20 protein-coding genes and 1 pseudogene are annotated in these 26385 nt (G+C 60.6%); 5 read left to right on the top strand and 16 right to left on the bottom strand.

From position 1 onward, the window contains the following. Positions 1–50: 50 nt before the first annotated feature. From X744_RS1000000174960 to X744_RS1000000174350, 4 genes are all read right to left on the bottom strand, one after another. Positions 51–302 (bottom strand): plasmid stabilization protein, encoded by a 252-nt coding sequence (locus tag X744_RS1000000174960; protein ID WP_245266458.1) that lies wholly within the window; start codon positions 300–302, stop codon positions 51–53. A 139-nt stretch (positions 303–441) separates the two neighbouring features. Continuing rightward, positions 442–2040: a DHA2 family efflux MFS transporter permease subunit gene (locus tag X744_RS163345; RefSeq protein ID WP_050589481.1), complete on the bottom strand. Its 1599-nt coding sequence runs from the start codon at positions 2038–2040 to the stop codon at positions 442–444. Then, complete coding sequence (locus X744_RS163350) at positions 2037–2981, bottom strand: HlyD family secretion protein (protein ID WP_245266441.1); 945 nt, start codon at positions 2979–2981, stop codon at positions 2037–2039. Before X744_RS163350 ends, X744_RS163345 begins: the two co-directional genes overlap by 4 nt. A gap of 373 nt (positions 2982–3354) precedes the next feature. Next, positions 3355–3531 (bottom strand): hypothetical protein, encoded by a 177-nt coding sequence (locus X744_RS1000000174350; protein WP_023757844.1) that lies wholly within the window; start codon positions 3529–3531, stop codon positions 3355–3357. Positions 3532–3695: 164 nt separating this feature from the next. Here X744_RS1000000174350 and X744_RS163355 point away from each other — a divergent pair, with 164 nt between their 5' ends. The 4 genes from X744_RS163355 to X744_RS163370 are packed head-to-tail and all read left to right on the top strand — an operon-like array spanning position 3696 to position 8115. Next, positions 3696–4313 carry a (2Fe-2S)-binding protein gene (locus X744_RS163355; protein WP_023757843.1) on the top strand — a complete coding sequence of 206 codons (618 nt, stop codon included), beginning with the start codon at positions 3696–3698 and terminating at the stop codon, positions 4311–4313. 2 nt (positions 4314–4315) lie between these two features. Then, on the top strand, positions 4316–5338 hold the full coding sequence (locus X744_RS163360; protein WP_023757842.1) for a xanthine dehydrogenase family protein subunit M: 1023 nt from the start codon (positions 4316–4318) through the stop codon (positions 5336–5338). A gap of 3 nt (positions 5339–5341) precedes the next feature. Beyond that, complete coding sequence (locus X744_RS163365; RefSeq protein WP_023757841.1) at positions 5342–7621, top strand: xanthine dehydrogenase family protein molybdopterin-binding subunit; 2280 nt, start codon at positions 5342–5344, stop codon at positions 7619–7621. A gap of 32 nt (positions 7622–7653) precedes the next feature. Beyond that, a complete protein-coding gene (locus X744_RS163370; protein ID WP_023757840.1) occupies positions 7654–8115 on the top strand; it encodes a RidA family protein in 462 nt (153 codons plus the stop codon). Between the two features lie 46 nt (positions 8116–8161). Here the strand turns inward: X744_RS163370 and X744_RS163375 are convergent, their stop codons facing one another. The 11 genes and pseudogenes from X744_RS163375 to X744_RS163440 all read right to left on the bottom strand — a co-directional run bounded on the left by X744_RS163375 (position 8162) and on the right by X744_RS163440 (position 24855). Then, complete coding sequence (locus X744_RS163375; RefSeq protein WP_023757839.1) at positions 8162–9871, bottom strand: HAD-IIB family hydrolase; 1710 nt, start codon at positions 9869–9871, stop codon at positions 8162–8164. Positions 9872–10933: 1062 nt separating this feature from the next. Continuing rightward, entirely contained in the window at positions 10934–11905 is a 972-nt protein-coding gene (locus X744_RS163385; protein WP_023757837.1) for an SDR family oxidoreductase, read from the bottom strand. Between the two features lie 111 nt (positions 11906–12016). After that, positions 12017–14041, bottom strand: coding sequence for an ABC transporter ATP-binding protein/permease (locus tag X744_RS163390; RefSeq protein ID WP_023757836.1), 2025 nt, complete (start codon positions 14039–14041; stop codon positions 12017–12019). Between the two features lie 1603 nt (positions 14042–15644). Beyond that, positions 15645–16970, bottom strand: a pseudogene (locus X744_RS163405) (ISNCY family transposase); the annotation flags it as partial. A 306-nt stretch (positions 16971–17276) separates the two neighbouring features. Next, positions 17277–18098, bottom strand: a complete 822-nt coding sequence (locus X744_RS163410; protein WP_023757832.1) for an MBL fold metallo-hydrolase — start codon at positions 18096–18098, stop codon at positions 17277–17279. Then, positions 18095–18904: a TatD family hydrolase gene (locus X744_RS163415; protein ID WP_023757831.1), complete on the bottom strand. Its 810-nt coding sequence runs from the start codon at positions 18902–18904 to the stop codon at positions 18095–18097. Before X744_RS163415 ends, X744_RS163410 begins: the two co-directional genes overlap by 4 nt. Further along, a complete protein-coding gene (gene metG, locus X744_RS163420) occupies positions 18904–20454 on the bottom strand; it encodes a methionine--tRNA ligase (RefSeq protein WP_023757830.1) in 1551 nt (516 codons plus the stop codon). The genes X744_RS163415 and metG overlap by 1 nt, the downstream gene beginning before the upstream one ends. A 140-nt stretch (positions 20455–20594) precedes the next feature. Next, on the bottom strand, positions 20595–21545 hold the full coding sequence (locus X744_RS163425) for a DNA polymerase III subunit delta' (RefSeq protein ID WP_023757829.1): 951 nt from the start codon (positions 21543–21545) through the stop codon (positions 20595–20597). Continuing rightward, positions 21542–22216 carry a dTMP kinase gene (tmk, locus tag X744_RS163430; RefSeq protein ID WP_023757828.1) on the bottom strand — a complete coding sequence of 225 codons (675 nt, stop codon included), beginning with the start codon at positions 22214–22216 and terminating at the stop codon, positions 21542–21544. The genes X744_RS163425 and tmk overlap by 4 nt, the downstream gene beginning before the upstream one ends. A gap of 142 nt (positions 22217–22358) precedes the next feature. Continuing rightward, positions 22359–23525, bottom strand: coding sequence for a D-alanyl-D-alanine carboxypeptidase family protein (locus X744_RS163435; RefSeq protein ID WP_023757827.1), 1167 nt, complete (start codon positions 23523–23525; stop codon positions 22359–22361). Between the two features lie 103 nt (positions 23526–23628). Further along, positions 23629–24855: a septal ring lytic transglycosylase RlpA family protein gene (locus X744_RS163440; RefSeq protein WP_023757826.1), complete on the bottom strand. Its 1227-nt coding sequence runs from the start codon at positions 24853–24855 to the stop codon at positions 23629–23631. Between the two features lie 466 nt (positions 24856–25321). On the opposite strand from X744_RS163440, the gene X744_RS0136020 reads away from it, so the two are divergent. Further along, positions 25322–25525: a hypothetical protein gene (locus X744_RS0136020; RefSeq protein WP_032907011.1), complete on the top strand. Its 204-nt coding sequence runs from the start codon at positions 25322–25324 to the stop codon at positions 25523–25525. Between the two features lie 500 nt (positions 25526–26025). On the opposite strand, the gene X744_RS1000000174345 is transcribed toward X744_RS0136020, so the two are convergent. Further along, on the bottom strand, positions 26026–26190 hold the full coding sequence (locus tag X744_RS1000000174345; protein WP_023757824.1) for a hypothetical protein: 165 nt from the start codon (positions 26188–26190) through the stop codon (positions 26026–26028). Between the last annotated feature and the right edge of the window lie 195 nt (positions 26191–26385).

The following is a 26385-nucleotide window of genomic DNA, read 5'->3' as shown; positions in this document are numbered from 1 at the left end:
CGTACTCCCATCGCCTTGGGCCTTGTCAGCCTGAATGGGCTTCGTCCAGGTCAATGAACGTGGTGTTCGGCATTCCGCTTACGTGTTGCTGCAGCCGATTCCGATCGGCTTGCGGCCGATCGTGATGCGGATGCCGTGCCGCCGCTTTTGCCGCCCTTGTGCGCCGCAGGATGGCCGGTATGTTTGCCGCGTCCGGATCCGCCTTCTTTCTTGCCGCCGCCATCGTCCTTGTTGACGGTCGCCCATGCCCGCCTTTCGGCTTCATGCCCGGAAACCCCGCGCTTTTCATAACCTTCCGCAATATGATCGGCTTTGCGTTCCTGCTAGTCGGTGTATTTCGATTTGTCACCTCGTGGCATGACTGTTCTCCCTGTTCTGTAAAGTCTGAACGGAGAGCCACCGAGAGAGTTCCAATCGAAAGATCGCAACATGCAGGCAAGGCTATCGGCTGTCGGGTTTGGGGTTTGAAGACCGCAACAGCAAGGCGAGGGGAACAAACAGTGCCGTCACGATTGCGCAGTACCGAAACACGTCGATATAGGCGAGCAATGAAGCCTGACGCGCGATCAATTGTCCGAGCCAACCGATCGCCTGCTGCTTCGCTTCGACCATCGGTGAGCCCTGAGCGACGAAGTGCTCGGTTACGTGACGCAGCATCTGTTGATAGGTTGGTGAGGATTGCACGGTGTGGCCGACAAGATTTGCCTGATGCAGTTGCGCGTTCTGGGCGAGCACCGTGTTGGACAGCGACACGCCGATGCTGCCGCCGATGTTGCGGGCAACGTTGATCAGCGCCGACGCTTGGTTTGTTTGCTGCGGAGCGAGGCCGACGTAAGCCGCCGTCGAAATCGGGATGAACAGGAACGGCAGGCCGATCATCAGGAAGATGCGCGCAAAGGCAAAGAAGCGGAAGCTGGCATCCGGAGTGAGCGACGTCATGTGCCACAAGGCGATCACCACAACGGACATGCCCATCATAATCAAATATTTGGGCTGAACGATGCCTGCGGCAAATCCGGAAATCGGCATCAGCATCAGCATGGCAATGCCGCCGGGCATCATCGAGAGGCCCGACAGGGTCGCCGTATAGTCGAAAGCGGTCTGTTGCAGCTGTGGCATCAACTGCGTCGTGCTGAACAGCACGGCGCCGACTGCCATCATCACTAGGAATGACATACCGAACTGGCGGCTGAACAGCAGACGGATGTCGACGATTGGATCGCGGTGGCGGAATTCCCAGGGGATGAGCAGCAGGAACGAGATCGCTGAAATCACTGCAAAAATCGTGATGAAACCCGATGCGAACCAATCGTTGCGCTGACCTTCGTCGAGGAAGATTTCCAGGGAGCCAAGTGCGGTGGCGACCAGGAAGAACCCAACCCAATCTATCCTGAGGCCGCCCTTCAGCCGTTCCTGGCGTTCGCGCTCGATCACCTCCGGCTCGACGAGCAGCCACTGCACCAAAGCCAGCGACATGATGCCGAAGGGCACGTTGATAAAGAAAATCCAGTGCCAGGAGAAATGGTCGGTCAGCCAGCCGCCAATGGTCGGGCCGACCGTCGGTGCGACGATGACGGCTATGCCATAAAGGGCAAAAGCTTGGGAACGTTTTTCGGGCGGAAACGTGTCGGCAAGGATGGACTGTTCACTCGGCGCCATGCCGCCGCCGCCGAGGCCCTGCAAGATCCTAAACAGGATGAGCATTTCCAGATTGGGCGCGAGGCCGCATAGCAGCGATGCGATGGTGAAGGTCGCGACGCAAAGCATGTAGTAGCGCTTCCGTCCGATCACGCTGGCCAGCCAGCCGCTGATCGGTATGATCACAGAATTCGCGACCAGATAGGTGGTGATCACCCACGTGCTTTCGTCCATCCCGGCCGCCAGGCTGCCGGCGATGTTTCGTAGCGCTACGTTGGCGATCGAGGTATCGAGCACCAGCATGAAGGTCGCGATGGAGACGACGATAGCGATCAGCCATGGATTGCGCCCACCGGCGGCGGACCGGCTTTCGCTATGGTCGCTGACCATTTCGTCGCTCATCGCACCTTGACCGCCGGCACCACCGACAGGCCCGGGCCCAGCAGCACGCCAGGTGGTTTGTCGAAGACGATCTTCACCGGCACGCGTTGCACCACCTTGACGAAATTGCCGGTGGCGTTTTCTGCCGGCAGCAGGCTGAAGGCGGTGCCGCTGCCCGCCTGGATGCTGTCGACGCGGCCATGGAAGGATCTCTCCGGATAGGTGTCGATGTCGATGTCGACCGGCTGCCCCGGCCGCATCAGATCGAGCTGAGTTTCCTTGAAGTTGGCCTTCACCCAAACCTCGTCGGGTACAAACATCATCAGCACCTGGCCGGGTTGGGCATAGGAACCGTTGGCAACCGAGATGCTGGTTGCTCGTCCGGAAACCGGTGCCGTGATAGTGGTGCGGGACAGTGTTGTGCGCGCTTGGTCCTGGCTCGCCTTGGCCTGATCGAGTTTGGCTTCGGCGCTCTTGACCTGTGCCTGCAAGACAACGATCTGGCTCTTGGCAGCAGCCACATTGGCCACAGCACTATCGAGAGCAGCCTGATCCTGGCGCAGCGTCGACGCTGCCTGCTGTGCCTGCTGTTGGGTCGCTGTGCCCTTGGCCAGAAGGTCACGGTTGCGCTGGTCCTCGGCCTTGGCGAAATCGAGTGCCGCCTGGGCCTGCGCCATCTGCTTCTGCGCTGCATCGACCTTTGCGTTTTGGGCTTCAATCTGAGCCCTCATCTCGACAATGTCGGCTTGCGCCGAGGTTACGCCGGCATCGGCTTGCTTGAGGCCGGCCTGATAGTCGCTGTCATCGATGCGCAACAGGACGTCGCCCGCCTTGACCGGTTGGTTGTCGGTCACCGCCAGGTCGGTGATACGTCCCGATATTTCGGCGCCGATGGTTATCGTGCGGGCGTCGATGAAGGCATCGTCCGTCCATTCATATTGGCGTGCGTTCAGCCACCACATGGTCATTCCCCCGGCGGCCAGCGACAGCACGATCAGGATTGTAATGGATATGTAAGGGTGCCGCCGGGGGAAGCTTTGGAGGCTGGGCTTTTGGTTATCCGCCCCCTTGTCCCGCGCTTCGCGCTCCGGAGTGCCGGGCTGCGCCGCATCGCCCTTGCGTTTTGCCGACGCATCCGATCTGGCCCTGCTCGAAGCCCCGCGCGGATCTCTGGTTTTGTCTGGTTCTTTGGTTTCGGTTTTCGCGTCCACGGGAGAACTCTCAAGCAAAGGCGCCGACCGCTTTTTTCGGGTCAACGGCAGCTGTTCACAAAAGTTCCTGACGAACAGGCCAGCGTGACAGTTGGCATTTTTCGGGGATTGCAGCCGAAGCCATTCAGCCGACAGCGAATCTCACCACCGCTATGAGGATCACAATACCGACGAGGCCTGCGACGAAGATGATACGGCGTGTGCGGGTCCGCAAGATGATCTCGCCTTGCCGCGCCTGTTCAGCCGAAAAGACAGGGCCTTCTTTCTGATCGCTGCGTCGATCGCTCTGGTCACTGCTCATGCTCGTCTCCTTCGTTGGAGCCTGACGAAGACAACCACCGCGTTGCTGGTGAAGTTCCACGTGACCGCCCCGCAAAAGAAGCGATCACAGCGATGTGAGGACGGAACTTTGTTTCCCGCGAGCAGTTTGGTCCGCTTGAGACCTCAGCCAGTTGGGAACCAGCCATGTCTAATTCCACAAGTCCCGGCGGCCTGAGCAGACGCACCTTCATGACGGGCTCTGTTTCGGCAGCAGCGGCAATGCCCCTTGTAGCCACGTCGACGAAAGCCGCCGAGTCACCGACCGCCAAAGCGGCCGAGCCGCGCGATCTGTCGACGATTTCGATGCGGATCAACAAGCAGGCCTACACCCTCGCACTCGACAATCGCACGAGCCTACTCGACGCACTGCGTGATCATGTTGGCCTGACCGGAACAAAGAAAGGTTGCGACCACGGCCAATGCGGTGCCTGCACCGTTCTTGTCGATGGGAAGCGGGTGCTCTCCTGCCTGAGCTTCGCTGTCATGAACGAAGGCCGGGAGGTGACGACGGTGGAAGGCCTGGCTTCAGCTAACGGAGAACTGCATCCGATGCAGCAGGCCTTTGTCGACCATGATGCCTTTCAATGCGGCTACTGCACGCCGGGCCAGATCATGTCCGCCATCGGCTGTATCGACGAAGGCCATGCCGGGTCGGACAATGACATCCGCGAGTATATGAGCGGAAATCTCTGCCGGTGCGCGGCCTATCCCAACATCGTCGCGGCGATCGTCCAGGCGCGTGACGAGATCAGGAGGGCCTAGAAATGCGTCCTTTCGTCTATGAAAGACCAACGAGCGTTTCGGTGGCGATCGCCATGGCTTCCCACGTCGACGCCAGGCATGTTGCGCCAACACAGGCCAACACCCAATTCATCGCTGGCGGCACCAATCTGGCCGACCATATGAAGCTTGGCGTCGCGCAGCCTGTGCGACTGCTCGACCTCAACACTCTTGCCGAGCCTGCCCTGCGGCAGATCAGGGTAACCGATGACACCATCCGGTTCGGTGCGCTGGTCCGGATGGGAGAAGCAGCTGACAACAATGACGTCAAGCATAGGTGTCCGCTCCTTGCCGATAGCCTGAAATTTGCCGCCAGCGGCCAGCTTCGCAATATGGCGAGCCTTGCCGGCAATGTGCTGCAGCGCACTCGATGCGAGTATTTTCGTGAAACCTCCTGGGCTTGCAACAAGCGTGAGCCCGGTTCCGGCTGTGCCGCGATGGAAGGGTTCAACCGCCAGCATGCCGTGCTCGGCACCAGCGATGCCTGCATCGCTACCTATCATGGCGATTTCGCACAGGCCCTGATTGCTCTCGATGCGGTCGTAGAAGTGGAGGGACGGCATGGCCCGCGCAAGATCCCGTTCGCAAGACTGCATCGGCTTCCCGGCGACACGCCCGACATCGAGACGGATCTGGCCGCCGATGAAGTCATCGTCGCCATCGATGTTCCGCTCGAAGCATGGAGCCGCCGCTCGCGCTACCTGAAGATACGCGATCGCGAATCATATGCATTCGCGCTCGCCTCCGCGGCCGTTGCGTTGGACATGGACGGAGACACCGTCAGACAAGCGCGCATAGCGCTAGGCGGGGTCGCGACCGTGCCATGGCGGGCGAGGGCGGCGGAGGCCGCGCTTCAAGGCAAGGTGATGGAAGAAGACGTGGCCGAAAAGGCTGCCGACGCCGCTTTTGCCGATGCCAAACCGCGCGAACACAATGCGTTCAAGGTGCCGCTCGGAAAGCGCACCCTGGTGCGAGCGCTGTTCGAAACACGCGACATGAAGGTCTGAACCATGAACCAAGCCGCGCCAGTTCCAAAAGAAAACCAAGGCGAGCCGGTTGTCCGCATAGACGGCAGATTGAAAGTTACCGGGCAGGCCAACTATCCGGCCGACATCGCCACAGCCAATGTTGCATATGGTGCCCTTGCAACCAGCAGCATCGCTCGAGGCAAGGTTTCCAAACTCCACACGGATGACGCCAGGGCGGTCCCCGGAGTGCTGGATATCATAACCTATGGCGACATGGACAAGACCGATAAGCCGAAATTTGGCAACACCGGTGCAAGCTCCATAGCACCCTTGCATGACAGGACAATTTTCCACGACGGCCAGATCATCGCGATGGTTGTTGCCGAGACATTCGAGGCGGCGGAAGAAGCGGCGATGTTGATCCGCGCCGATTACGAAGACGACCCGCCCAGCGCCAGCTTCGATTCCAAAGGCGCGAAGGTGGAACCGGCGGCCGGCAAGAGCCCGATGTTGAAGGAGGATGTCAAAGTCGGCGACTTCGACACCGCCTATGCATCCGCTGCCGTCAAGATCGACCAAAAATATTCGACGCCGACCCAACATCACAATCCGATCGAACTGTTTTCGACCACGGCGATATGGCAAGGCGATCAACTCACCATCCAAGAGCCAAGCCAGAATGTCACCGGCTGGAAAATCGAACTCGCCCGGCAGTTGAAGATCGATCCCGCCAATGTGCGGATTGTCAGCCCTTATGTCGGCGGCGCCTTCGGCTCCAAGGGACCTATGACCGCTCGCACGGCAATTGTCGCGATTGCCGCGCGTCGCGTCGGACGGCCGGTGCGCTGCGTCGTCAGCCGCATGCAGGCATTCAACACCCAGACCTATCGCGCCGAGACGCGGCATCGAATCCGCATAGGCGCCGGCAAGGACGGCCGCATCACGGCGTTCGGACATGAGGGCTGGGAGGTGACATCGCGACCTGACTCTTATGTCGTCGGCGGCACGTCAGCCACCGGCCGCATGTACAACTATGGCTCGGTGCTCACTCACATCTCGCTCGTCCATGCCGATCGCAACACACCGGGCTACATGCGCTCGCCGCCCGAGACGCCCTATGTCTACGCGCTCGAAAACGCCATGGACGAAATGGCCGTGGCGCTCCGGATGGATCCCGTCGAGTTTCGGCGTGTCAACGAGCCTGAAAAAGAGCCGATCGGCGGCAAGCCGTTCTCCAGCCGGTCGCTGGTCAAATGCTACGACCAGGCTGCGCAAGCCTTTGGCTGGTCGAAGCGCGATGCCGCGGTTGGGTCGATGCGCGACGGCGACTGGCTGGTCGGCATGGGTTGCGCGACCGCCATCTATCCAACGGCCAGCGCGCCATGTGCGGCTCGTGTCCGCCTGACGGCCGATGGCCAGGTTCGCGTTCAGTGCGGCTCGCACGAGATCGGCACCGGTGTGCGCACCGTGGCAGGCCAGATGGCGGCTGAACGTCTTGGGATAGGGATGGACAAGGTCAGCGTCGAGATGGGCGACAGCGCCTTGCCGCCGGCGCCGGTCTCGGGCGGCTCGATTTCGACGGCCAGCGTCTGCTCGGCGGTTCTGAAGGCCTGTGACGCCGTGCGCGGAAAACTTTTCGCGGCAGCCGTTGCTGGAGACGGGCCATTGGCTGGTTCCGGCAATGCCAAGCTGGAAATGGAGCAGGAGAAGATCGTGGCCAGCGGCGGCAAATCCGCCAAGCTGTCGGATGTCTTCAAGGCGATGCAGATCGGTGCGATAGAAGAATATGCCGAATTTGCCCCAAACGGTTCGACGCCGGAAGCACTGAAGAAACTCTATGCCGGGCAGGCGGAATTCCACGGTGGCGATCAGGACGAGGACTCGGTGAAATATGCCTTTGGCGCCGAGTTCGTTGAAGTCCGCGTCAACAGTTACACACGCGAAATCCGCGTGCCGCGCATCGTCGGTGCCTTTGCCGCGGGGCGTATCATGAACACGCGCACCGCGCGCAGCCAACTGATGGGCGGCATGATCTGGGGTATTGGCCAGGCCCTTCACGAGGCGACGGAAATCGACCGGCGCAACGCCCGCTATGTCAATCGTGACCTGCAAGATTATCTGGTGCCGGTCAACGCGGACGTCAAACAGGTCGACGTCATCCTTGTTCCGGAGATAGATCTGGACGTCAATCCAGCCGGCGTCAAAGGATTGGGGGAACTCGGCAATGTCGGGACGGCGGCCGCTGTCGCGAGCGCCGTATATCATGCCACGGGCAAGCGCATTCGAGATCTGCCGATTAGAATAGATGATTTGATCGCCTGATGATCAGGGGCGCGACGGCGCCGAACAGGAACATGGAACTCGTAACCCATAAGAAATTCAAGAACGGCCGGTTGATGCCGTGGGGAAAAGGTACGGTCGTTACCGGAGCAAAGGGATTTGTCTACCTTTGCGGAAACACGGCAACCGCCGACGACTATGACCCAGCCGGCAAAAGGGGAGGTGGCTTCGCTGGCGATGCGGCGGCACAGTGGCGCGAAGTTTTGACGAACATCAAATCAGATCTGGAGGAACTCGGCAGCGCGCTCGACTATCTCATTCGGCTGACCTTCTTCATCAAAGGGCCATTTCCCGATGGCGGCGTCCTGAGTTCTCCGAATTTTCGCCTCGACGTGCTGGACCAGTTCTTTGCCGAGCATTGCCCGAAACACTGTAGTTATAACAATCCGCCACCCTCGGAGGTGATCGGGGTTGCGGCGCTTGCGCAAGCCGACATCGTTGTTGAAATAATCGCGGTCGCCGCGCTACCCGACTGAGGAGAAGTTCCGCGTACGGAACCAATGGCGCCGGCGTCGTTCCGCCTCATTCCGGCGCCGTGGCGGGCGCCGTATATCGCCGCCGAACCGCGTCGAGTACCCGCTTGCGGCTTTGCTCGGCTGAAAGCGTTTCGTCCTTTTCCGCCTCGGCTGTTTCGCGTGCCAGGTCCTTGTCTCTGATCTGTTGGCGGAACCATTTGGAATAGTCGCCGGCGCGCAGGTGAAACTCCCAGGTCTTGTCGTCTATGCCCTCGGCCATCTGGGCGAAAATCATCAGATTGTGGGCCCTGAGATTCATCGCATCGTCGGGGCCATGGAAATAGAAACTGCCCGCCTCATCGAGTTGTCCCTCGGCATATTTGCGGCTGTGCCGCTTGAGCGACTGGCGTGGCTCGATCACCTTGACCATGGCGAATTTCTTGCGTTTCTGCGGCCGCCAGAACAACACGCGCTCGCCCTTGGGCGAGGAGATCTCCTTAGGCGGCTCGATGCCGGTCACTTTGCAGAAGACCTTCACGACGTCCTTCGCCTTGGGGCCAAGCGCAATGATGGCTGTCACCAGGCGCAACGCGTCGGTCGAGATCGCTTCCGGGTGAACGGTGATCAAGATCGTGCCAGGCAATTCCAACGACAGGACTGCCCGCGTATCGTCGCGCCGCTTGGGCAGGAGATGGTGTGCTTCGTCGATAAGGAGCCAATGCGGTCTCGCTGTGCGACGGCGGAAACTGCCGAGGCCAGGCAGCAGGTCGGCAAAGAAATCCGGTCGCTCATTGACGCGCAGGGACAGCCCATTGACGACGATATTGCTTTCGGCCTTGGCGATAAGATCCAGCACTTGCGCCTTTGTCGGCGCGCTGGAGCCGTCTCCCAGCCGAACGGCGCCTTCGAGACCGTCATAGTCGCCCTCGGGATCGAAGACGCAGAACTGAAACCGGGTCTCGATGAAGCGTTCCGTCAGCGCGGTGGCCAAAGTGGATTTGCCGATGCCCGAACTGCCGGCAATGAGGACAGTATCGGTCGGCGACAAATAAATCTCGTTGCCGCCGGCCGATCCGAGAACGATGCCGTCATGGCGCCTCGGCACGATCTCATGATCACGCTTGATCAGTCTGTCGGTCAGTTCCTCCACGCCCTTCCCACGTGCGCCACGCATGACCAGATCGGCTGTGGCCTTGACAGCGGGAATTGCGTTATCGACGGCGACGCTGCAGCCGCACGCCTGCAGGAAGGCATGGTCATTCTCGGCGTCGCCGACGCCCACCACATTGTGTGGCGAAAGCCGAAGATCCTGTAGTGCCGCAGCCAGTCCGGTGGCTTTGTTGATGCCGCTCGGCAGGATCATCACCGCGCCCTTGTTGAAGATGATTTCCAGCTCCAGCCCCAGCTCCTTGATGACCTCGAGCACGGTGGCGTGATGGGGTTCCCAGGTTGCGACGATCGACCGCCCGACCGAAAGCGGCTTGACGCCCTGCTTCTTCAACCTGGCAACGAATTTGGGTTCCGGCGGCGGCGAAATCACCCGTTCTTCCTCACTGGCGGGCGTGTAGATCAGCGCTCCATTCTCGGCGACGACCTTGTCGAAAAGGCCGATTTCGGAAAAAACATGCTTCAAATCGGGCAGTTCGCGCCCGGTCACGAGAAGCAGCTTGCGGCCGCTTTTCTTGAACCGTTCAAGGGCAGCGAGGGTCTTCCTGGAGACTGTCCCGTCATGAGCCAGCGTGCCATCGTAGTCCGTCGCCAACGCAATGAAATACATTCTGCCGACCTTTCACCGTTCCGGTTTGCATTCCGGTTAGAACGTGTGATCGACACAAAGGCTCCCATCGGACGCGGATCGCGGCGTTTCGAAAAAGGAGTAACGGTTTCGCCCCGGAGACCAGGAACTCCTCCGGTACCGGCACGTTGACCAGCAAGCCGGGACGAGTCCCGGCTTTCGCAGGCGGCGGGCAAAAACCGCAGCCGAAATCAACCTTGATAACAATGAAAGGCGAGGCCATGGGCTTCTTTTCGAAGGACATCAAGACACTCGACGATCTCTTCGTACACACGCTGCGCGACATCTACTACGCCGAAAGGCAGATCGNAGTTCAGACGTGTGCTCTTCCGATCTCGCTGCCGAAGATGATCGACAAGGCAACCGACCCGCAATTGAAAGCCGGATTTGAAAAGCATCTCGACCAGACCAGGGGCCATATCGAGCGCGTCGAGCAGGTGTTCGAGTTGCATGGCGTTAAGGCCAAGGAGGTCAACTGCCCAGCAATCGACGGCATTCTCGAGGAAGCCGACGACGTCAGCGGCGACGTCGACGACAGGGAGGTTCTCGATGCGGCGCTGATAGCCTCGGCGCAGGCCGTCGAGCACTATGAAATGACCCGCTATGGCACGCTCATCGCCTGGGCCAAGCAGCTTGGTCGCAGCGACTGCGCCAACGTGCTGGCCAAGAACCTGAAGGAAGAACAGGCGACCGATCGCAAGCTCACCGAAATCGCGGAAAGCAAGGTAAACCTGCAGGCAGCCGAGTGAGGCTACTCGGTTCGGCCAGTCGTCGCGACGGCTGGCCGGCCGATCCAACATGATCCAATCCTGCGGAGGACACCGCCTCGGCAACGCAGGGGAATAAGCGGATCTTCATCCGGCTCCGCGATTGTTCCCCGAAAAATTGAAGCAATCGTCAGCGCGCCGGGTCGACTCCCGGCACCATCGATTTGCTGCCTTAGCGTCTCGCTATCGTGCGGCGCGTGACGTGTAGATTTCGCTATTTCCCGGACTATCCGTCTCACTCTGTGGTCATCACACGTCAGTGTCTTTTGTCCTCATGTCAGTAACCGCCGACCACCGGCAAGATTTCGCCGGTAATGTAGCTCGAGCAATGTGGCGAGGCGAGGAACACATACGCGGGTGCGAGCTCTTCCGGCTGTGCAGGCCGTTTCATCGGCGTGTCCGCACCGAATTTCGAGACGTCGTCTGCTTCCTTGTCCGATGGATTGAGCGGTGTCCACACCGGGCCTGGCGCAACGGCGTTCACCCGAATTCCCTTGCCGATAAGGTTGCCCGAAAGCGCGCGCGTAAATGCGTGAATGCCGCCCTTGGTCATCGAATAGTCGACGAGCTGCCTTGAACCTTCAATGCCGGTCACGGAGCCGGTGTTGATTATAGCCGAGCCTGGCTTCATATGCGGCACCACTTCCTGCGCCATATGAAAATAGCCATAGAGATTGGTCTTCAGCGTCGTGTCGAAATGTGCCTCGGTCAGGTCGCTGAAATCGCTGGAATGTATCTGGAAAGCAGCGTTGTTGACCAGCACATCGATCCGGCCGAATTTCTGCACCGTGACCTCCACCGCGTTGTGGCAGTGTTTGCGTTCGCTGACATCGGCCCTTATCAGAATACAGCGCCGCCCCTCTTTTTCGACGGCCGCCTTGGTCTCTTCGGCGTCCTTGTCTTCGGCCAGATAGACGATCGCAATGTCCGCGCCCTCGCGGGCAAACAGCACGGCCACCGAACGGCCGATTCCGGAATCGCCACCTGTGATGAGCGCTACCTTGTCGTCGAGTTTTTTCGACCCCAGGTAATAGGGCGCATCGTAGAGAGGAGGGGGCTCAATCGCCCATTCATGCCCCGGCTTGGGCTGATGCTGCTCGGGAAAGGGCGGCTCAGGATATTTGCGGGCGCCGGCTTGCATTGCACGTTGAGCCTTGCCGTTGCCCTTGGCTTTGTCCTTGGCGTCAATGCCGCGTTGGATATGCCGTTGCTTGGCGGCTTCGCCTGATGTCTGCGACTTCATCTGCATGTTTGTCTCCTCGGTTTCGAGAAGGAACAACGCACGTCGGACAAAAAGGTTTGCGCAAAAGCCACAGCGCTCACCGCCACCTTATCCCGCGGTATTATCTGGCCGTATTATCTAAGGTCGTGCCGCCTTTCGATTTGACGCGCCGGAGCCCCACAAGGCGCGCCCGAGCAAGTTCCGTCTGCCCTTGCGCGGGACAAGATCGATATCGCTGACAAGCTTTGCGCCGCCCTCGCGCCGCTCCAATGTGATCTTGCGGCTATGGAAGGCTTCCAACTCGGCGCGATGTGCCACACTGATGATGGTGACGTCAGGCAATTCGTGGATGACCATCTCCATCATCTTGTCCTGGCTCTTCTCATCGAGTGCCGACGTTGCTTCATCGAGCACGATGATATCGGGTGTGTGCAGCAGTAGACGCGCGAAGGCGAGCCGCTGCTTTTCGCCGCCCGACAGGATCTGGTCCCATGGCGCGTCCTCCTCGATTCTGTCGGCGAGATAGTTTAGCCCCACCTTGTCGAGGGCAGCGTTGATCTTATCCAGCGTCCAATTGTCTGCGGCAGCGGGATAGGCAACCGCGCGGCGCAGCGTCCCGGAGGGGATGTAGGGGCGTTGCGGCAACATGAACAGGCGCCTGCCGGCACGGAAATTGACGCCGCCGCCACCCCACGGCCACAGGCCTGCGACGGCCCGCACCAGCGTGCTCTTGCCCGAACCGGATTCGCCGGCCACCAGCACCCGCTCGCCCGGTTCGATCGCGACCTCGGTTTCCTTGACCACTGCGGTGCCGTCGTCGAGCGTCACGGAGAGATCGTCCAGGCTCAGTATGGCACCACCTTCGGTTTCACCGCGGCTGATGCGTCCGAGCGCGTCGCTCTGCTCGGCGCGCTCGAGCCCGTCGAGCGACATCATCAGCGAGGCGATGCGCCGAGCACAGGCGTTCCAGTCGGCGAGACGGGGATAGTTGTCGACCAGCCACCCGAATGCGCCCTGCACGATGGCAAAGGCAGAGGCAGCCTGCATCACCTGTCCGAGCGTCATCGAGCCTTCGAGAAACTTCGGTGCACAAAGCAAAATCGGCACGACCGGCGCGAATAGGCTCGATCCCTGCGACACCGCCGCCGTGCGCATGTGCTGGCCGGTCAGCAGCGCCCATTGCCTCAGCACATGGCCGAAATTCCTGTCGATGCCGCTGCGCTCCTCCTCCTCGCCGCCGAGCAAGGCGATGCTCTCGCCGTTTTCGCGCACGCGAGTCAGCGTGTAGCGCAGTTCGGCCTCTGCCTGGTTCTTCCGCTCGGACAGCTGGACGAAGTTGCGGCCGATGACCACCATCGAGGTGGAGGTGATGGCGGCATAGATCATTGCGGTGATCACCAAGAAGCCGGGGATGGTGATGCTCTCGCCGCCGATCGGCAGGGTGAGCGCGCCGCCGATGGTCCACAGCACGACGATAAAGGTCGAGGCCGACAGGAACGCGTTGAGGACGCCGGCGGTGAAATCGACCGGGGATTCGGTGGCGATGCGCAGATCCTCGGTCATGCGGGCCTCTGGGTTCGGGTGGTCGCCGCTGACGAGGTTCAACTGGTAGTACCGGCCGTTGGCCAGCCAGCGCGCGATGACCGCGGTGGTTAGCCAGGAACGCCAACGGCGCTGGATCGTCATGCGCAGGTAGACCTGCGCGACGACAAGGCTCCCGCTTCCGAGCACGAGCGGCACGAAAACAGCGCTTAGAACATAAACGGTGTGGGCATCACGCTGCTCGAGGGCGTCGAAAATCGCGCGGTTCCAGCGATTGATCCCATACTGGAAGCCGACGTTGACGCATATCAATATCAACAGTCCGATCGTGAACGGCAAGGCGAGCCGATCGCCGCTGCGGCCCCAGTAGCCGCGCGCGCTGATCCAGAAGCGCCGCAGCAAATATCGCTTGCGCGCCTGCTCCGCCTCTTCGGGCGTCAGTTCTGGACTGGGTTCGACAACCTCTGGCGGCGGTGCGGACTGGCCGTTGACCTCGGGCGCGGCCTGGCCGTCGGGCTCGGGCACGGCTTCGACCGCCGAGGCCTTTTCCGGACGCGACTTTTCAGCACCGCGCGGTTTGGCACCCTCGACCGATTTCCGCTTGAATTTGGCCCCGGACATAACCGCGATAACGGGCCAAAAATTAAAAGGTTTCATGATGTCCGTCGACATGCCAGCTATCGCCGGCATCAAGGGCCGACAGCCTTGCGTGTGATTGTTCTCCACGATCTCCCATCTGTGAACCGAGCGCAGCTTGTCGAATGTCGATGCAGGGCAGGGATGTGCTGCCCTGCATGGAACTCGACGGCATAGGCCTTCGCTGCCATGATCGTGCTGATGCAAGCGAAGGCGCAACTCCTTCACACGCCGATCCTGCAGGGGCTGACCGGCCCGCTCAACGCGACCCTTGAACTGCGGGTGTGGCGACGGCTGCTACAACAGATGTTCCCGCAGTTTGAAAAGTCACCATCTGTGCAAAGTAGAAATGTCGCATCGAGCCATTTCAGGGCAGGGTGCCGGCAAGTTAGAATGCGACAGTAACGCGCTTCCTGTCACGGACCTGAGCGTCCGGCCGGTGCCCGGTCGGGTGCGGTCATTTTTGCCCGTTAGCCTGTTCTTCGGTTTCGCTCGAAGCCAAGCCGTCAATTTCACGACGCATTACAGTAGGTAGTGGCTCCGCGCGTTCTCCCTTCCGTCTACCGCGGCGGTATTTGCTCTGATACTCGCGTCGCTGTTTCGCGATTTCGTAGAGAACGATACCCGAACTAGTTCCGAGGTTTAGGCTCTCGATCATTCCGAACATTGGGATTGCTACGCACATTGTGCCGCGTATAGTCCCCCTCATGCAGAAAGACGCTGGTCTTTCCCTTTATATGCGGTGAGGTAACGACGGACACAAAGCCCTGCTTTTCCAGATGGTTGAGGCAGGCGTCGGTGCTGTCGAAGCGTTTCACAAACGTCCATTTGACAGCCGATACAGACGTTTCGGAAAGCGACCTCCGCTGGCGCATTTGCTGCCAGTCACTGGGAAGTGGCTTTGCGTGGATCGACGATGTAGACTTTTTCAACGCCGAGAGCGTTTGCGTTTCGAATTACCGTTCCGATGTTCCTGATGTCATTCGGATCTTCGACAACGGCTACTAAGTGCTTGCAGCGAAACGACTTGACCGCGGTCGCACGCCTGCGAACCGATACTCTGGGTCGCCTCAATAGCTGCCACAACAGATGTTGCAACCAAGTTCGAATGTCGCGCTCTCAGCAAAGTAGAAATGTCGCATCCACGTCGATGCGGCCCGGCCTAGCGCAGATCTGAGCGCCCGATCGGGCGTCAGCTGGTCGGGGTTGCGCAGCCCGATCGGGGGCGATCCAGTAGATCTCCGTCGGCTTTAGCTTTGAGATCCGCGTGGCCCTCTTCGAGCTAAAAGCCGGCTTCCGTTGTCGGTTGAGCCTTCCGGTTGATTGGAAACTCGTCCAGCACTGCGAGCACATCCGCAATACGATGCCTATCGCTTTCTGTGAGTGTCAGATCGACTTTGACGGCCTGGCTCTCGACCTTGGCTGCGGGCGTTCTGGCAAATGCCTGCTCACACCGCACGACGACTGCAGGGTCCTTTGTGAAATCCGCCTTCTTGCCGGGCTTGCGGCCACGCTTCACATAGCCATTGCTCTGGCTGCCATCGGGAATGCCGAACATGTGGNCCTTTGTGAAATCCGCCTTCTTGCCGGGCTTGCGGCCACGCTTCACATAGCCATTGCTCTGGCTGCCATCGGGAATGCCGAACATGTGGTTCGTCTGTCCGGTGCGCCGCGGCCCGCGCTGGCTGCGATGAAGCTCCCGGCCAGCCTGCATCTGGGCGACCAGGTCCAGGGCAGCATCAAGTCGCTTGTTCTCGACGATCTCTGATCTGTGAACTGAACGCAGCTTGTCGAAGGTTCTGTAGGGTAGGGCGATGCCGTCGTGCATGATCTCGAGGCGACCGTCGGGATAGTCGCAGACAACGACCTTTTTGCGGGCAAGCCGCTTCGCGGTATCGGTCGGATTGAGAATGAACAGCACCTTGTCGTAGCGCAGCGTCAAAGCCTGAGACAGCGTGCGAACCTCCTTTCGGCACATGGCGCCGTCCAGATTCTCATGCTCGGCGAGGGGCCGGTGCATGTTCTTCGGATTGCGGGGTTCCTTGCCGAAGCGTGCGTTGAAGTCCGCCATGAACTCGGGCGCATAGGCATTGGCCGCTTCGATCGTGCTGATGTCGCGCAGGCGCAGTTCCTTCACAAGCCGGTCCTGGAGCGTCTGGTTGGCGCGCTCGACGCGACCCTTGGCCTGTGGGGTGTTGGCACAGATGATATCGATGTTGAGCTCGTAGAGCGCACGGCCGAACTGCGTCAGGCCGGTACTTCTATCCTTCTCGGAATCATGGGTCGCTCGGAAGACCCCATGCTTGTCGCTATAAAACGCAAGCGGCTTGCCCCATTCCCGCAGATACGCCTTTGCCGCATGAAAGTAGTCGAACGTGTTCTCGGAGCCAGCAAAGCGCAGATGAAGCAGCTTGCCGGTCGCATCGTCGATGAAGACGAGCAGGGCGCATTTGGGACCGCGGTTCTCGAACCACCAGTGATGCGAGCCGTCGATCTGCACCATCTCGCCCAGGCAGTCTCGTCGCCCGCGGGGCTGATGCAGCCGCTGCTTGCGTTCACGGCGCGACGTCCAGATTCCAGCTTCTGTCATCCACTTGCGCAGCGTCTCCTTGCTGACCGCGAGCTGATGCCGTTCGATCAGCTTCTCGCGGGCAAGCGTTGGACCGAAGTCGATGTAGTGTTCGCGGATCAGCTCCAGCACGAAGTCGCGAACACCATCGACAATGCGATTGTTGGAACGCCGGCCACGCGCCTTGTGCCGGAGAGCCGCAGCACCATCCGCTTGGAACGTCTTCAACAGACGCTGGACCTGACGAACAGAAACATCGAGCAGGTTTGCCGCCGCAACGCTTGTCATTCGCCGCTCAACAATCTTCGACAGAACCTCGATACGCCGCAGTTCGCGTTCGCTCATCAGAACCAGTCCCAATCTGCAATCTCCCACGCTCTCGAACGCGGGCAGATTGGCAAGGCAGGAGCGACATTCCTACTTTGCCAGATCCGGACATTTTAACTTAGCTGCTACAACGGAAAGTCGCATAAGATAGATTATGGAACTTTCGCGTTGAGGTAAGGCTGGAAGAAATAATAGCCCGATGTTTTTCATACGCTGACGGACAGCCGCTTTTCGCCGTCGAAGCCGATCCAAGCCGACAAGATGATCTACCAGCCTTCGCCGCATACATTGCTGTCTGCACGGCATCGGTGTGAAGAGCCGTTCCTATTGCGCTGAGTCGTAAGGGATTTCGATCACCATTCCATCATAGGCCGGCTCGACATTGGCTGGGGTCTCAGCCATGACCGCGGCGTAGTCGAGCGGCACATGCATATGCGTCAGCACGGCGTTTTTTGGTGCCAGCCGCTCGACCCATTCAAGCGCCTCGCCAAGTGAGAAATGGCTTGGGTGCGTCCGGTACTGCAGCGCGTCGATGATCAGCACGTCGAGGTCGCTCAGCCGTTCGGCTGTGGCCTCCGGAAAGCCGCTGATATCAGGGCAATAAGCGAGCGCGCCGACGCGAAAGCCGAGCGATATGATGTCGCCATGGATCTGCGGCAACGGCTCGAGGGTGAGGGCACCCCCCTCTCCTTCGATGACCAATGCCCTGGCGTGATCGATGAGATGCGGCTTGACGATCGGCGGATAGGAACTGCCCTGCGGCGTCTCGAAACAGTAGCTAAACGCCTCCCGCAGCCGAAGCATTGTTGCGCTGTCGGCGTGGATATCGATCAACTGGCGCTGATCGAGCACGAAACCACGCAGGTCGTCGATACCGTGAATATGGTCGGCATGTGGGTGCGTATAGACGACCGCATCGATGCGCCTGACGCCGGCCAGCAGCATCTGCTGGCGGAAATCCGGCCCGGTGTCGATAACGACGGTTGTGCGGCTGCCATTGGCCGCGATCCGCTCGACCAGTGCGGCGGTGCGCATGCGGCGGTTCTTCGGATTGTCCGGATCGCAATTGCCCCAGTCGCCGGTGATGCGCGGCGTGCCTGGCGACGAGCCGCAGCCGAGAATGGTGAGGCGCAGCCGGTCGGTCATCGTTCAGGTGCTTTGCTCGGCCAAGCGGGAGGTCGCGGCATCTTGCCGAACAGGCGGAAGAAATTGTTCGTTGTCAGCGCGGCGATTTCAGCCTCGCTGACGCCGATCGTTTCGGCCAGCACCTTGGCGGTATGGGCGACATAGGCCGGCTCGTTGCGCTTGCCGCGAAACGGCACGGGCGCCAGATAGGGCGCGTCGGTTTCGACCAGCAGTCGGTCATGCGGCACATCGGCGGCAATGGCGCGCAACTCAGCCGAATTCTTGAAGGTCAGGATGCCTGAGAACGACACGTAACCACCGAGCGCAACACCGATTTCAGCAAGCCGGCGCCCTGAGGAAAAGCAATGCAGGATGAACGGGAAGGCGCCCTTCCCTGTTTCGTCTTCGAGGATGGCTGCCATGTCTTCATCGGCATCGCGCGAATGGATGACCAGCGGCAATCCTGTCTCACGCGCCGCGGCGATGTGATTGCGAAAGCCCCGTGCCTGCACATCGCGCGGCGCCTTGTCGTAGAAATAGTCGAGCCCGGCCTCGCCGATCGCCACCACTTTTGGATGAGCGGCCAGCCGTACGAGCTCGACCGACGTCACGTCCAATTCTTCCGCGACATTGTGCGGATGGGTGCCGACCGAACAGTAGACATCATCGAAAGTTTCGGCGATTTCAATGACTTGCTGGAATCGCTTCACACGGGTCGAGATCGTCACCATTCGGCCGATCCCGGCCGCCTTGGCGCGCGCGACAATGGCCTCCCGCTCCTCGGCGAAATCCGGAAAATCCAGATGGCAATGGCTGTCGACGAGCATCAGATGTTCGCGTCCGGCTGTTCGACATAACGCGGAAACACGCCTTCCGGCGGGGGCAATGCGGTGCCAGGCACCAGCGCATGATCCGCGTGGACATGTGCGAAATCGCGGCGCTCCGCCGGCACTGCCAGCAGGTCGAGCAGCTTGTTGGCCGATCCCGGGACGAAGGGCTGACACAGCAGCGCCACGCGACGCACGACCTCTGCGGTCGTCCACAGCACGGTTTCCATGCGCGCCGGATTGGTTTTCTTCAACGCCCATGGTGCCTCGCCGGCGAAGTATCGGTCGGCCTCCGCCACCACGCCGAAGATTGTCGCCAGCGCCAGATGGATAACCTGCTCGGCCATCGCCTTGCGCGCACTGTCCAGGGCAGCGACGGTCCGATCCAGGATCCCGCTATCGGCATCCGTAAGGTCGCCGCGCTGCGGCACCACGCCGTCGCAGTTCTTGGCGATCATCGACAGCGAGCGCTGCGCCAGATTACCGAGGCCGTTGGCAAGGTCGGCGTTTGTGCGATTGACGATCGCGTCATGGCTGTAGCTGCCATCCTGGCCGAACGGCACCTCGCGCAGGAAGAAGTAGCGCACCTGGTCGAGACCATAGTGCTCGACCATTGCGAATGGATCGACGACGTTGCCAACCGATTTCGACATTTTCTCGCCGCGGTTGAACAGGAAGCCATGCGCGAAAACGCGGCTTGGCAACTCGATGCCGGCCGACATCAGAAAGGCCGGCCAGTAGACCGCATGGAAGCGGACAATGTCCTTGCCGATGATATGCGTGGCCGGCCAATACTGCCATTTCCCGGCCTTTGTGTCGGGATAGCCGGCGGCGGTGATGTAATTGGTCAAGGCGTCCACCCAGACATACATCACATGCTTGTCGTCGCCTGGCACTGGCACGCCCCATTTGAAGGTCGTACGGGAGATCGACAGATCCTTCAGCCCGGACTTGACGAAGCTCAGCACCTCGTTGCGGCGTTCGGTCGGCCCGACGAAATCAGGCTGGCTGTCATAAAGGGCCAGCAATTTGTCCTGATAGGCAGAAAGCCGGAAGAAGTAGCTCTCTTCTTCATTCCATTCGACGGGCGAGCCAAGCGGTTCGCGCCGCACGCCATCCTCGCCGAGCGTCGTCTCACCTTCGTCGAAATAGGCTTCCTGGCGAACCGAATACCAGCCGCTATAGCGGTCGAGATAGATGTCGCCATTGGCGGCCATCGCTTTCCAGATTGCCTGGCACGATTCATAGTGTCGCGGTTCTGTCGTGCGAATGTACTCGTCATTCGAGCCGCCCATCGCCTCGGTCATCTCGCGGAAAATCGCCGAATTGCGATCGGCGAGCGCCAGAGGCGTAATGCCTTCCTTCTCGGCCGTTTGCTGCATCTTGAGGCCATGTTCGTCGGTGCCGGTCAGGAAAAAGACGTCCCTGCCGTCCAGGCGCTGGAAGCGAGCCAGTGCGTCGGTTGCAATGACCGTATAGGCATGACCGATATGCGGCTTGCCGTTCGGATAAAAGATCGGGGTGGTGATGTAGAATTTGTCGCGTGACATGAATGAACCGTCATGAATGTCTGAAAGGAAAGGCGTGGCGGTGGATATCGCATCGGGGGGGCGATTGCCATCCCGCTGCCATGCATGCCGTCCAAAAGTGGCCCCGCTTCCAGGGGCAACGGCATGCATCAAAAAGGCCGTCACATTCGCATTGCAGAATTCAGGCGGTCGATCATGGTCAAGGCGTGTTGCTTCTTGTCGAGATTGTAGGTGTCGGTCTCAGATATAGCGTCCAGCGCCTCATGCCAAGTGTCCGACAGGGTTTTGGCCCGCGCGAGGTCGCCCGCCAGCGCCGCCTGGCTTGCCGCGTCCGACAAAAGGTCAAGCGCCCGGCGGTTGAAGATATCGAACTGGATCGCCTGGTCGCGGCCGGCGACGGCTTCGGCAAGGCGGAAGGCGCCGCCGACATCGCTCTTTCTTCCGGTAACGAGAGCGTCGAGCGTGGAAGCGATCTCCAGCCCGCCATACTGCGTCAACAGGATGGCATTGCGCGCGCTACCCCCTGCCCGGCCGACCAAAGCCGCCCGCGCAGCCGGATCGTCAGGCGGCAATGGCTCAGTCGTTTCCAGCACCGCCATCAGGTCGTCGGCGTCGAGTGGCGTCAATCGCACCACCTGACAGCGCGACCGGATCGTCGGCAGCAGGCTGCCCGGAGCATGGACGATCAGGATGAACAGCGTTCGTGCCGGCGGCTCTTCAAGGTTTTTCAGCAAGGCATTGGCGGCATTGGTGTTCATGTCATCGGCCGGATCGACGATGACGACCCTGTAGCTGCCGTCATGCGAGGTCAGCGACAGGAAGCGGCTCACCTTGCGGATTTCATCGACGGTGACGACTGTCTTGAAACTCTTGGTCTTGTCGTTAAGCGGCCGGGTCAGATGCAGGACGAGATCGGAAGAGCGTCGTGTNGTCGCCTTGCCGATGCCGATCGGTCCGGAGAAGATCAGCGCATGCGGCAGCTTTCCCGCGCGATAGGCGGCGGTGAGCATATCGGCGGCCTGCCGGTGTCCGACCAGGCGTGGCGTTTCGGATGGTTCGGGCACGCCGTCCAGTGTGTCGTGCTGCTCCGGCGCGATACGTTCGAAGATCATGCTGGCGTCGCCCGCATGTTGCGCGCCGGCGTTCTTGACGCCAGCGCCGCGAACACGGCAGCGGTGACGACATTCTCGACCGCATCCGGCTCGGCGGCCGCGTCGATCACGATACAGCGCTCTGGCTCGGCCGCGGCGATCGCCAGGAACGCTTCGCGGCGGGCCTGATGAATCGCCAGCGTCTCTTTTTCGAAGCGGTCGGCGTCTGCGTCGGCGCCGCGTCGCAGTGTTGCGCGTCTCAGGCCTTCGGCCGGATCGATGTCGAAGATCAGCGTCAGGTCGGGCATCATGCCATTGATGGCGACCTGCTCCAGCGCATTCATGAACGCTGGATCGATGCCACCGGTGACGCCCTGGTAGACGCGGGAGGAATCCAGGAAGCGGTCGCAAAGCACGATGGAGCCACGCTCGACCGCCGGTCGGATGACCTGTTCGACATGGTCGGACCGCGCCGCCGCAAAAAGCAGCGCTTCCATCTTCGGCCCAAACGGTTCGGCGGCCCCCGAAAGCAGCACGTGCCTGACCGCTTCGGCACCCGGCGAGCCGCCTGGCTCACGGGTAAGGAGGACATCGTATTTCTTGGCGCGCATCTTCCTGGCCAGCCGCTCGATCTGCGTCGACTTGCCTGCCCCTTCGCCGCCTTCGAAGGTGATGAAAAATCCGCGTGCCAACCGAGAGGCCTTCTTGTCCATGCTTGAATGGGCTTGTAGCGCTCTAGATAGTCCGCGTTCGACGAAACGTCCATGCCGTCGATTTTTTGCTTTTATGCATGTCGCTGCCCCAAAACCGGGGCGACTTTTGAGCGACATGCATTTAGCGCAGCCAGCCGACCGCCAGCTCCTTGACAGCATCGAGCGCGCGCTGCGGCAGCGTGCCGACGCCGATCGATTCGGCTGCGAAAAGCGGCGTCTCCTGACTGAGCGTATCGCCGATCCAGACCCGCAACGCCCCCACCGGCTGCCCCTCTTCCACGGGTGCGGCGACCGGGCCGTTGTAGACGATCCTGGCCGTCAGCTTGTCGCGGTTGGTGATCGGCAGGAAGATGTCGATCGGCCCCTTGGCCTTCAGCATCACCCCCGATTTGGCGCCGCCGAAAACCTGGGCTTCTCCAACGATCTCATCCTTTGCGAAGATTTCGGTCTTCTCGAAGGAGCGAACGCCCCAGTCGAGCAACTTTCGCGCCTCCTCGGCCCGCTCCTTGTCGCTGGCGAGCCCGCTCATCGCAGCGATCACCCGAGTGCCGTTATGGCTGACTGAACCGACGATGCCGAAGCCTGACGTCTCGCTGGCGCCGACCGCCAGGCCGTCGGCGCCGATATCCATCGCCAGCAGTGGATTGCGGTTCCTCTGTGAGATCTTGTTCCAGGTGAAATCCTTCTGGCCATAGTAGCGATAGAAATCCGGATAATCGCGCCACAGGTGCACGGCCAGCTGCGCCAGTTCACGCACAGTCGTCTGCTGGCCATCCGCCGGCAGGCCGGTCGAGTTGATGAAAGTCGATGTCTTGAGGCCGATCTGGCGGGCGCGCTCGGTCATCTGCGCGGCAAAACTGTCCTCGGACCCGGACATGCCTTCGGCGATGACGATGCAGCCATCATTGGCCGCCTGCACGACCACGCCCTGAATCAGGTCCTCGAGCCGGACCGCCGACTTGAGCTTGGCGAACATCGTCGATGTTCCCGAAGGCGCGCCACCCTTGCGCCAGGCGTTTTCGCTGACCACGAACGTATCGTCGAGCTTCAGGCGGCCCGACTTGATGGCGTTGAACACCACTTCCATGGTCATCAGCTTGGCCATCGAGGCCGGTGGTATCGGCTTGTCGGCATCCTTCGAAAACAGCACCGTCCCGGTCTCGGCATCGATCATGAAGACCTGCGTGGCCTTGGTCTCGAACAGCTGCGCACGCACTGGAGCCTGCGAAAACAGCAGCAGGCCAAAAACCAGAAGCCCGGCCAGAGGCTGGAGCAAGCGCAATTGCATGATATTCGACCCATTGGCCGGCCCGTCCGGCAAGCCCGCAAAAAGTATCAGGCCTTTTGCGGGCCGGATCAACCGCACAGCGGAAATCCGGCCTGGCCTCCGCTCAGTTGCGCACAGCCAGCGCATCCGGCGCGCCATGCGACCATGCTGCCTGCAGCAAATCATCCAGATTGCTGTGGCCGTCGGGATAGAGATTGACCGAATACCAATCCTCGCCATCGAGTTCCGAACGCTGGATCTCGATCTTGCCGAATGCGGCAAGCTGAGCGGCAATGCGCTTGGCCTCCGCTATACCCTCGAACGAACCGGCAGCGACGTAGTCGGTAGCCGAACCCTGCGGCTGTCGCTTCCATGATTGAAGGACATCGGCCGGCGACATACCATCGCCACCCAGTGCGGCGAACGCATTGGAGGCGCGTTCGACCCGCTCGTCCGCATAGGACAGCGAGGCCACGGCAAACGGAGATTGCCGCGGCAAATTGATTTCCGGGCGCTCCGGCACGATCGGGCCGAATTCGGGCAGCGTCAGATCGACGTAATCCGGCGCCTGCGCCGACATGTCCGGCTGGGCGACACCGGAATCGGTCAACTGACCCGGAAACGGCATGGCGGCAGCGCCGGCAGGCAGGCTTGGCGACGGTCCGTTCATGGCCACCATGACGCCGGTCGGCAATCCATCCGACGGATCCGGCGCCCTGTTGCCGGGGTGGTAGGAGGCCATCAGATACTGGTCGTCATCACCGTCGAGCGGTGCACGGCCGACATATTCGACCTTCACTTGAGCGGTGCCGGTGTTGGCGTAGTCAAGCATCTGGGCGGCGCGCTCCGACACATCGATGATGCGGCCTTCGTGATACGGGCCGCGATCGTTGACGCGAACGATGACCGAACTGCCGGTCGCGAGATTGGTGACGCGCGCATAGCTTGGCAGCGGCATGGTCGGATGCGCCGCCGTCAGGTGGGTCATGTCGTAGACTTCGCCGTTGGCGGTAAGCCGGCCGTGGAAGGCGTCGCCATACCAGGAAGCCAGGCCGACCTTGGCGTAGCGCTTGTCTTCCCGGGGGTAATACCACTTGCCGCGAACCTGATAGGGTTTGCCAAGCTGGTCACGGCCGCCGCCGCGTTGCATGCGCCCGTTCTTGGAGAACACGCGCGGGCTTGCCTTCACGCCATATTCGGATTCGGAAAAATATTCTTTGGAGCGGGTCTTCTTGTAGAGCATCGCTTTCGGCTCATGCTGCGACGCGCACGCCGCCAGCAAGGCGGCCGAAACGGCAAACAACGCAACTGTGGTAGCGCGACGAAGGCGCGGGTGCGTCGCAGCCTGCATTTTCCTGATGTCCCCTTCAGTCTCGACCTAGGACGCCGCGTTCAAGCATCAGAGGATGCCAAAACACTTACTCGACGAATATAAAAGACGCCTTGAACCCCGATCCCTTGTGCGCAGGAATTGTTTATCACGATATTAACCGATTGTGGCCAGAACCGGGCAAGATTGTGACGCTGCCGCCATGCCGACCACCCCGAAAAGTCACGGCTTTGCGTCGCTGCCTACGCGGCCCACATTGTCGACGCAATGAATGGCGAAGGCGCCGGCCTCATGGTTCGGACGTGGCCCAAAGTGACCACCTCCTTGCCCGACGGCGAGGCCGGCGTCATCGACAACAACAAGATGTAGCCGGGGCGGAGTTATATCGTTTTACACAACCCCTAATTGCTAGCTCGCGGGACACACCGGCTGTTAATTTAGCCTCAGGGCGAGGAGGGAAAGGTAGCGAACCGGGAGGATATAGCGCATGAATTACGATTTCGGCATCCATCGTTCTGAAGAGGATCAGCCTTACGAAGTTACCTCTTTCGCCAAAAAACATGGCTTGACGTTACGCGCTGCGGACGCCGTTCTTTTCGCCAAGGGCCCATCACGAACGGCCTGCGATGCGGCAGCATTGGCTTTCCTCTGTGCAGTCGCCGCACAAGCCAAGAAACAATCGACGCGCTAGCCTTCCGCGACCACGACTCGGCTCGATTTGTTTGGCCGGCGCCATCTCCAACCTGACTAGGTTGCCGGCCATTATCGTCTTGCTGAAGTCGCAAGCCGCTCCCTTTCCAGAAAGTGGCTTGTGGCTAACTGCGGCACGCGACCCTCGCGGCCGTAACAAGTCCAGGCCGCATCGACAGACCGCTTAATCGAAGGCCCGCCGCCTCATTTGCGAGGCGACGGGCCCTTCCCCACCCACAATCGCCTCGACGCAATTGCGGTGCCAAATTGATTGACCCATTATGGGTCACTAACCGCACCAGTGCTCGCCTCCCTTCCGCGATCACACCATAGGCTAACGCGATCTCGCAGTTCACAATACGACTACAAGCGGTCGATTCCTTAGGGATGTAGCCACTCCAAAAGCCCGCCGCAGGTCGCTCCCGTGGCGGGCTTTTCATCGATTAGGGGTTCGGGCCGGATTGCGGGCTTCCCATTGGATCGCCTATTGGGGCGGCCCCCTTAGCGCTTCTTCGGCTTCGGCGTAATTTCTTGAACTCGCACCTTGTCGCCGATCTCCTTGGCCATCGCCAGGGCTTTGGCCTTGTCCTTGGTGGTCAGCACGGTCCGCCAATGCGGTTTCTCGAACACGCTGACAACGTAGGTTGTTACCGGCGTGTCTTTCATCTTATGCCCTCCCCGGAACCCGCGCCATTTGCGGAGCCGATCGGACCTTGCGCATCCCGATCTTCAGCAGTGATGGGCTGAGCATCGCCTGCCGCAAGCACAACCGTTAGAGATCGCTAATGTTCCGTTAAGCCGTTTTGGCTCGCTCGAATGTTGGCTTCCAGTCCTGATTGCGCACCCTCTGTTGGCCTTCAG

The organism is Mesorhizobium sp. LNHC252B00 (assembly GCF_000502955.1).
GTDB lineage: Bacteria > Pseudomonadota > Alphaproteobacteria > Rhizobiales > Rhizobiaceae > Mesorhizobium.
Note: the sequence above shows the minus strand (reverse complement) of the source record. Positions and strands in the feature narration are given on the sequence as shown.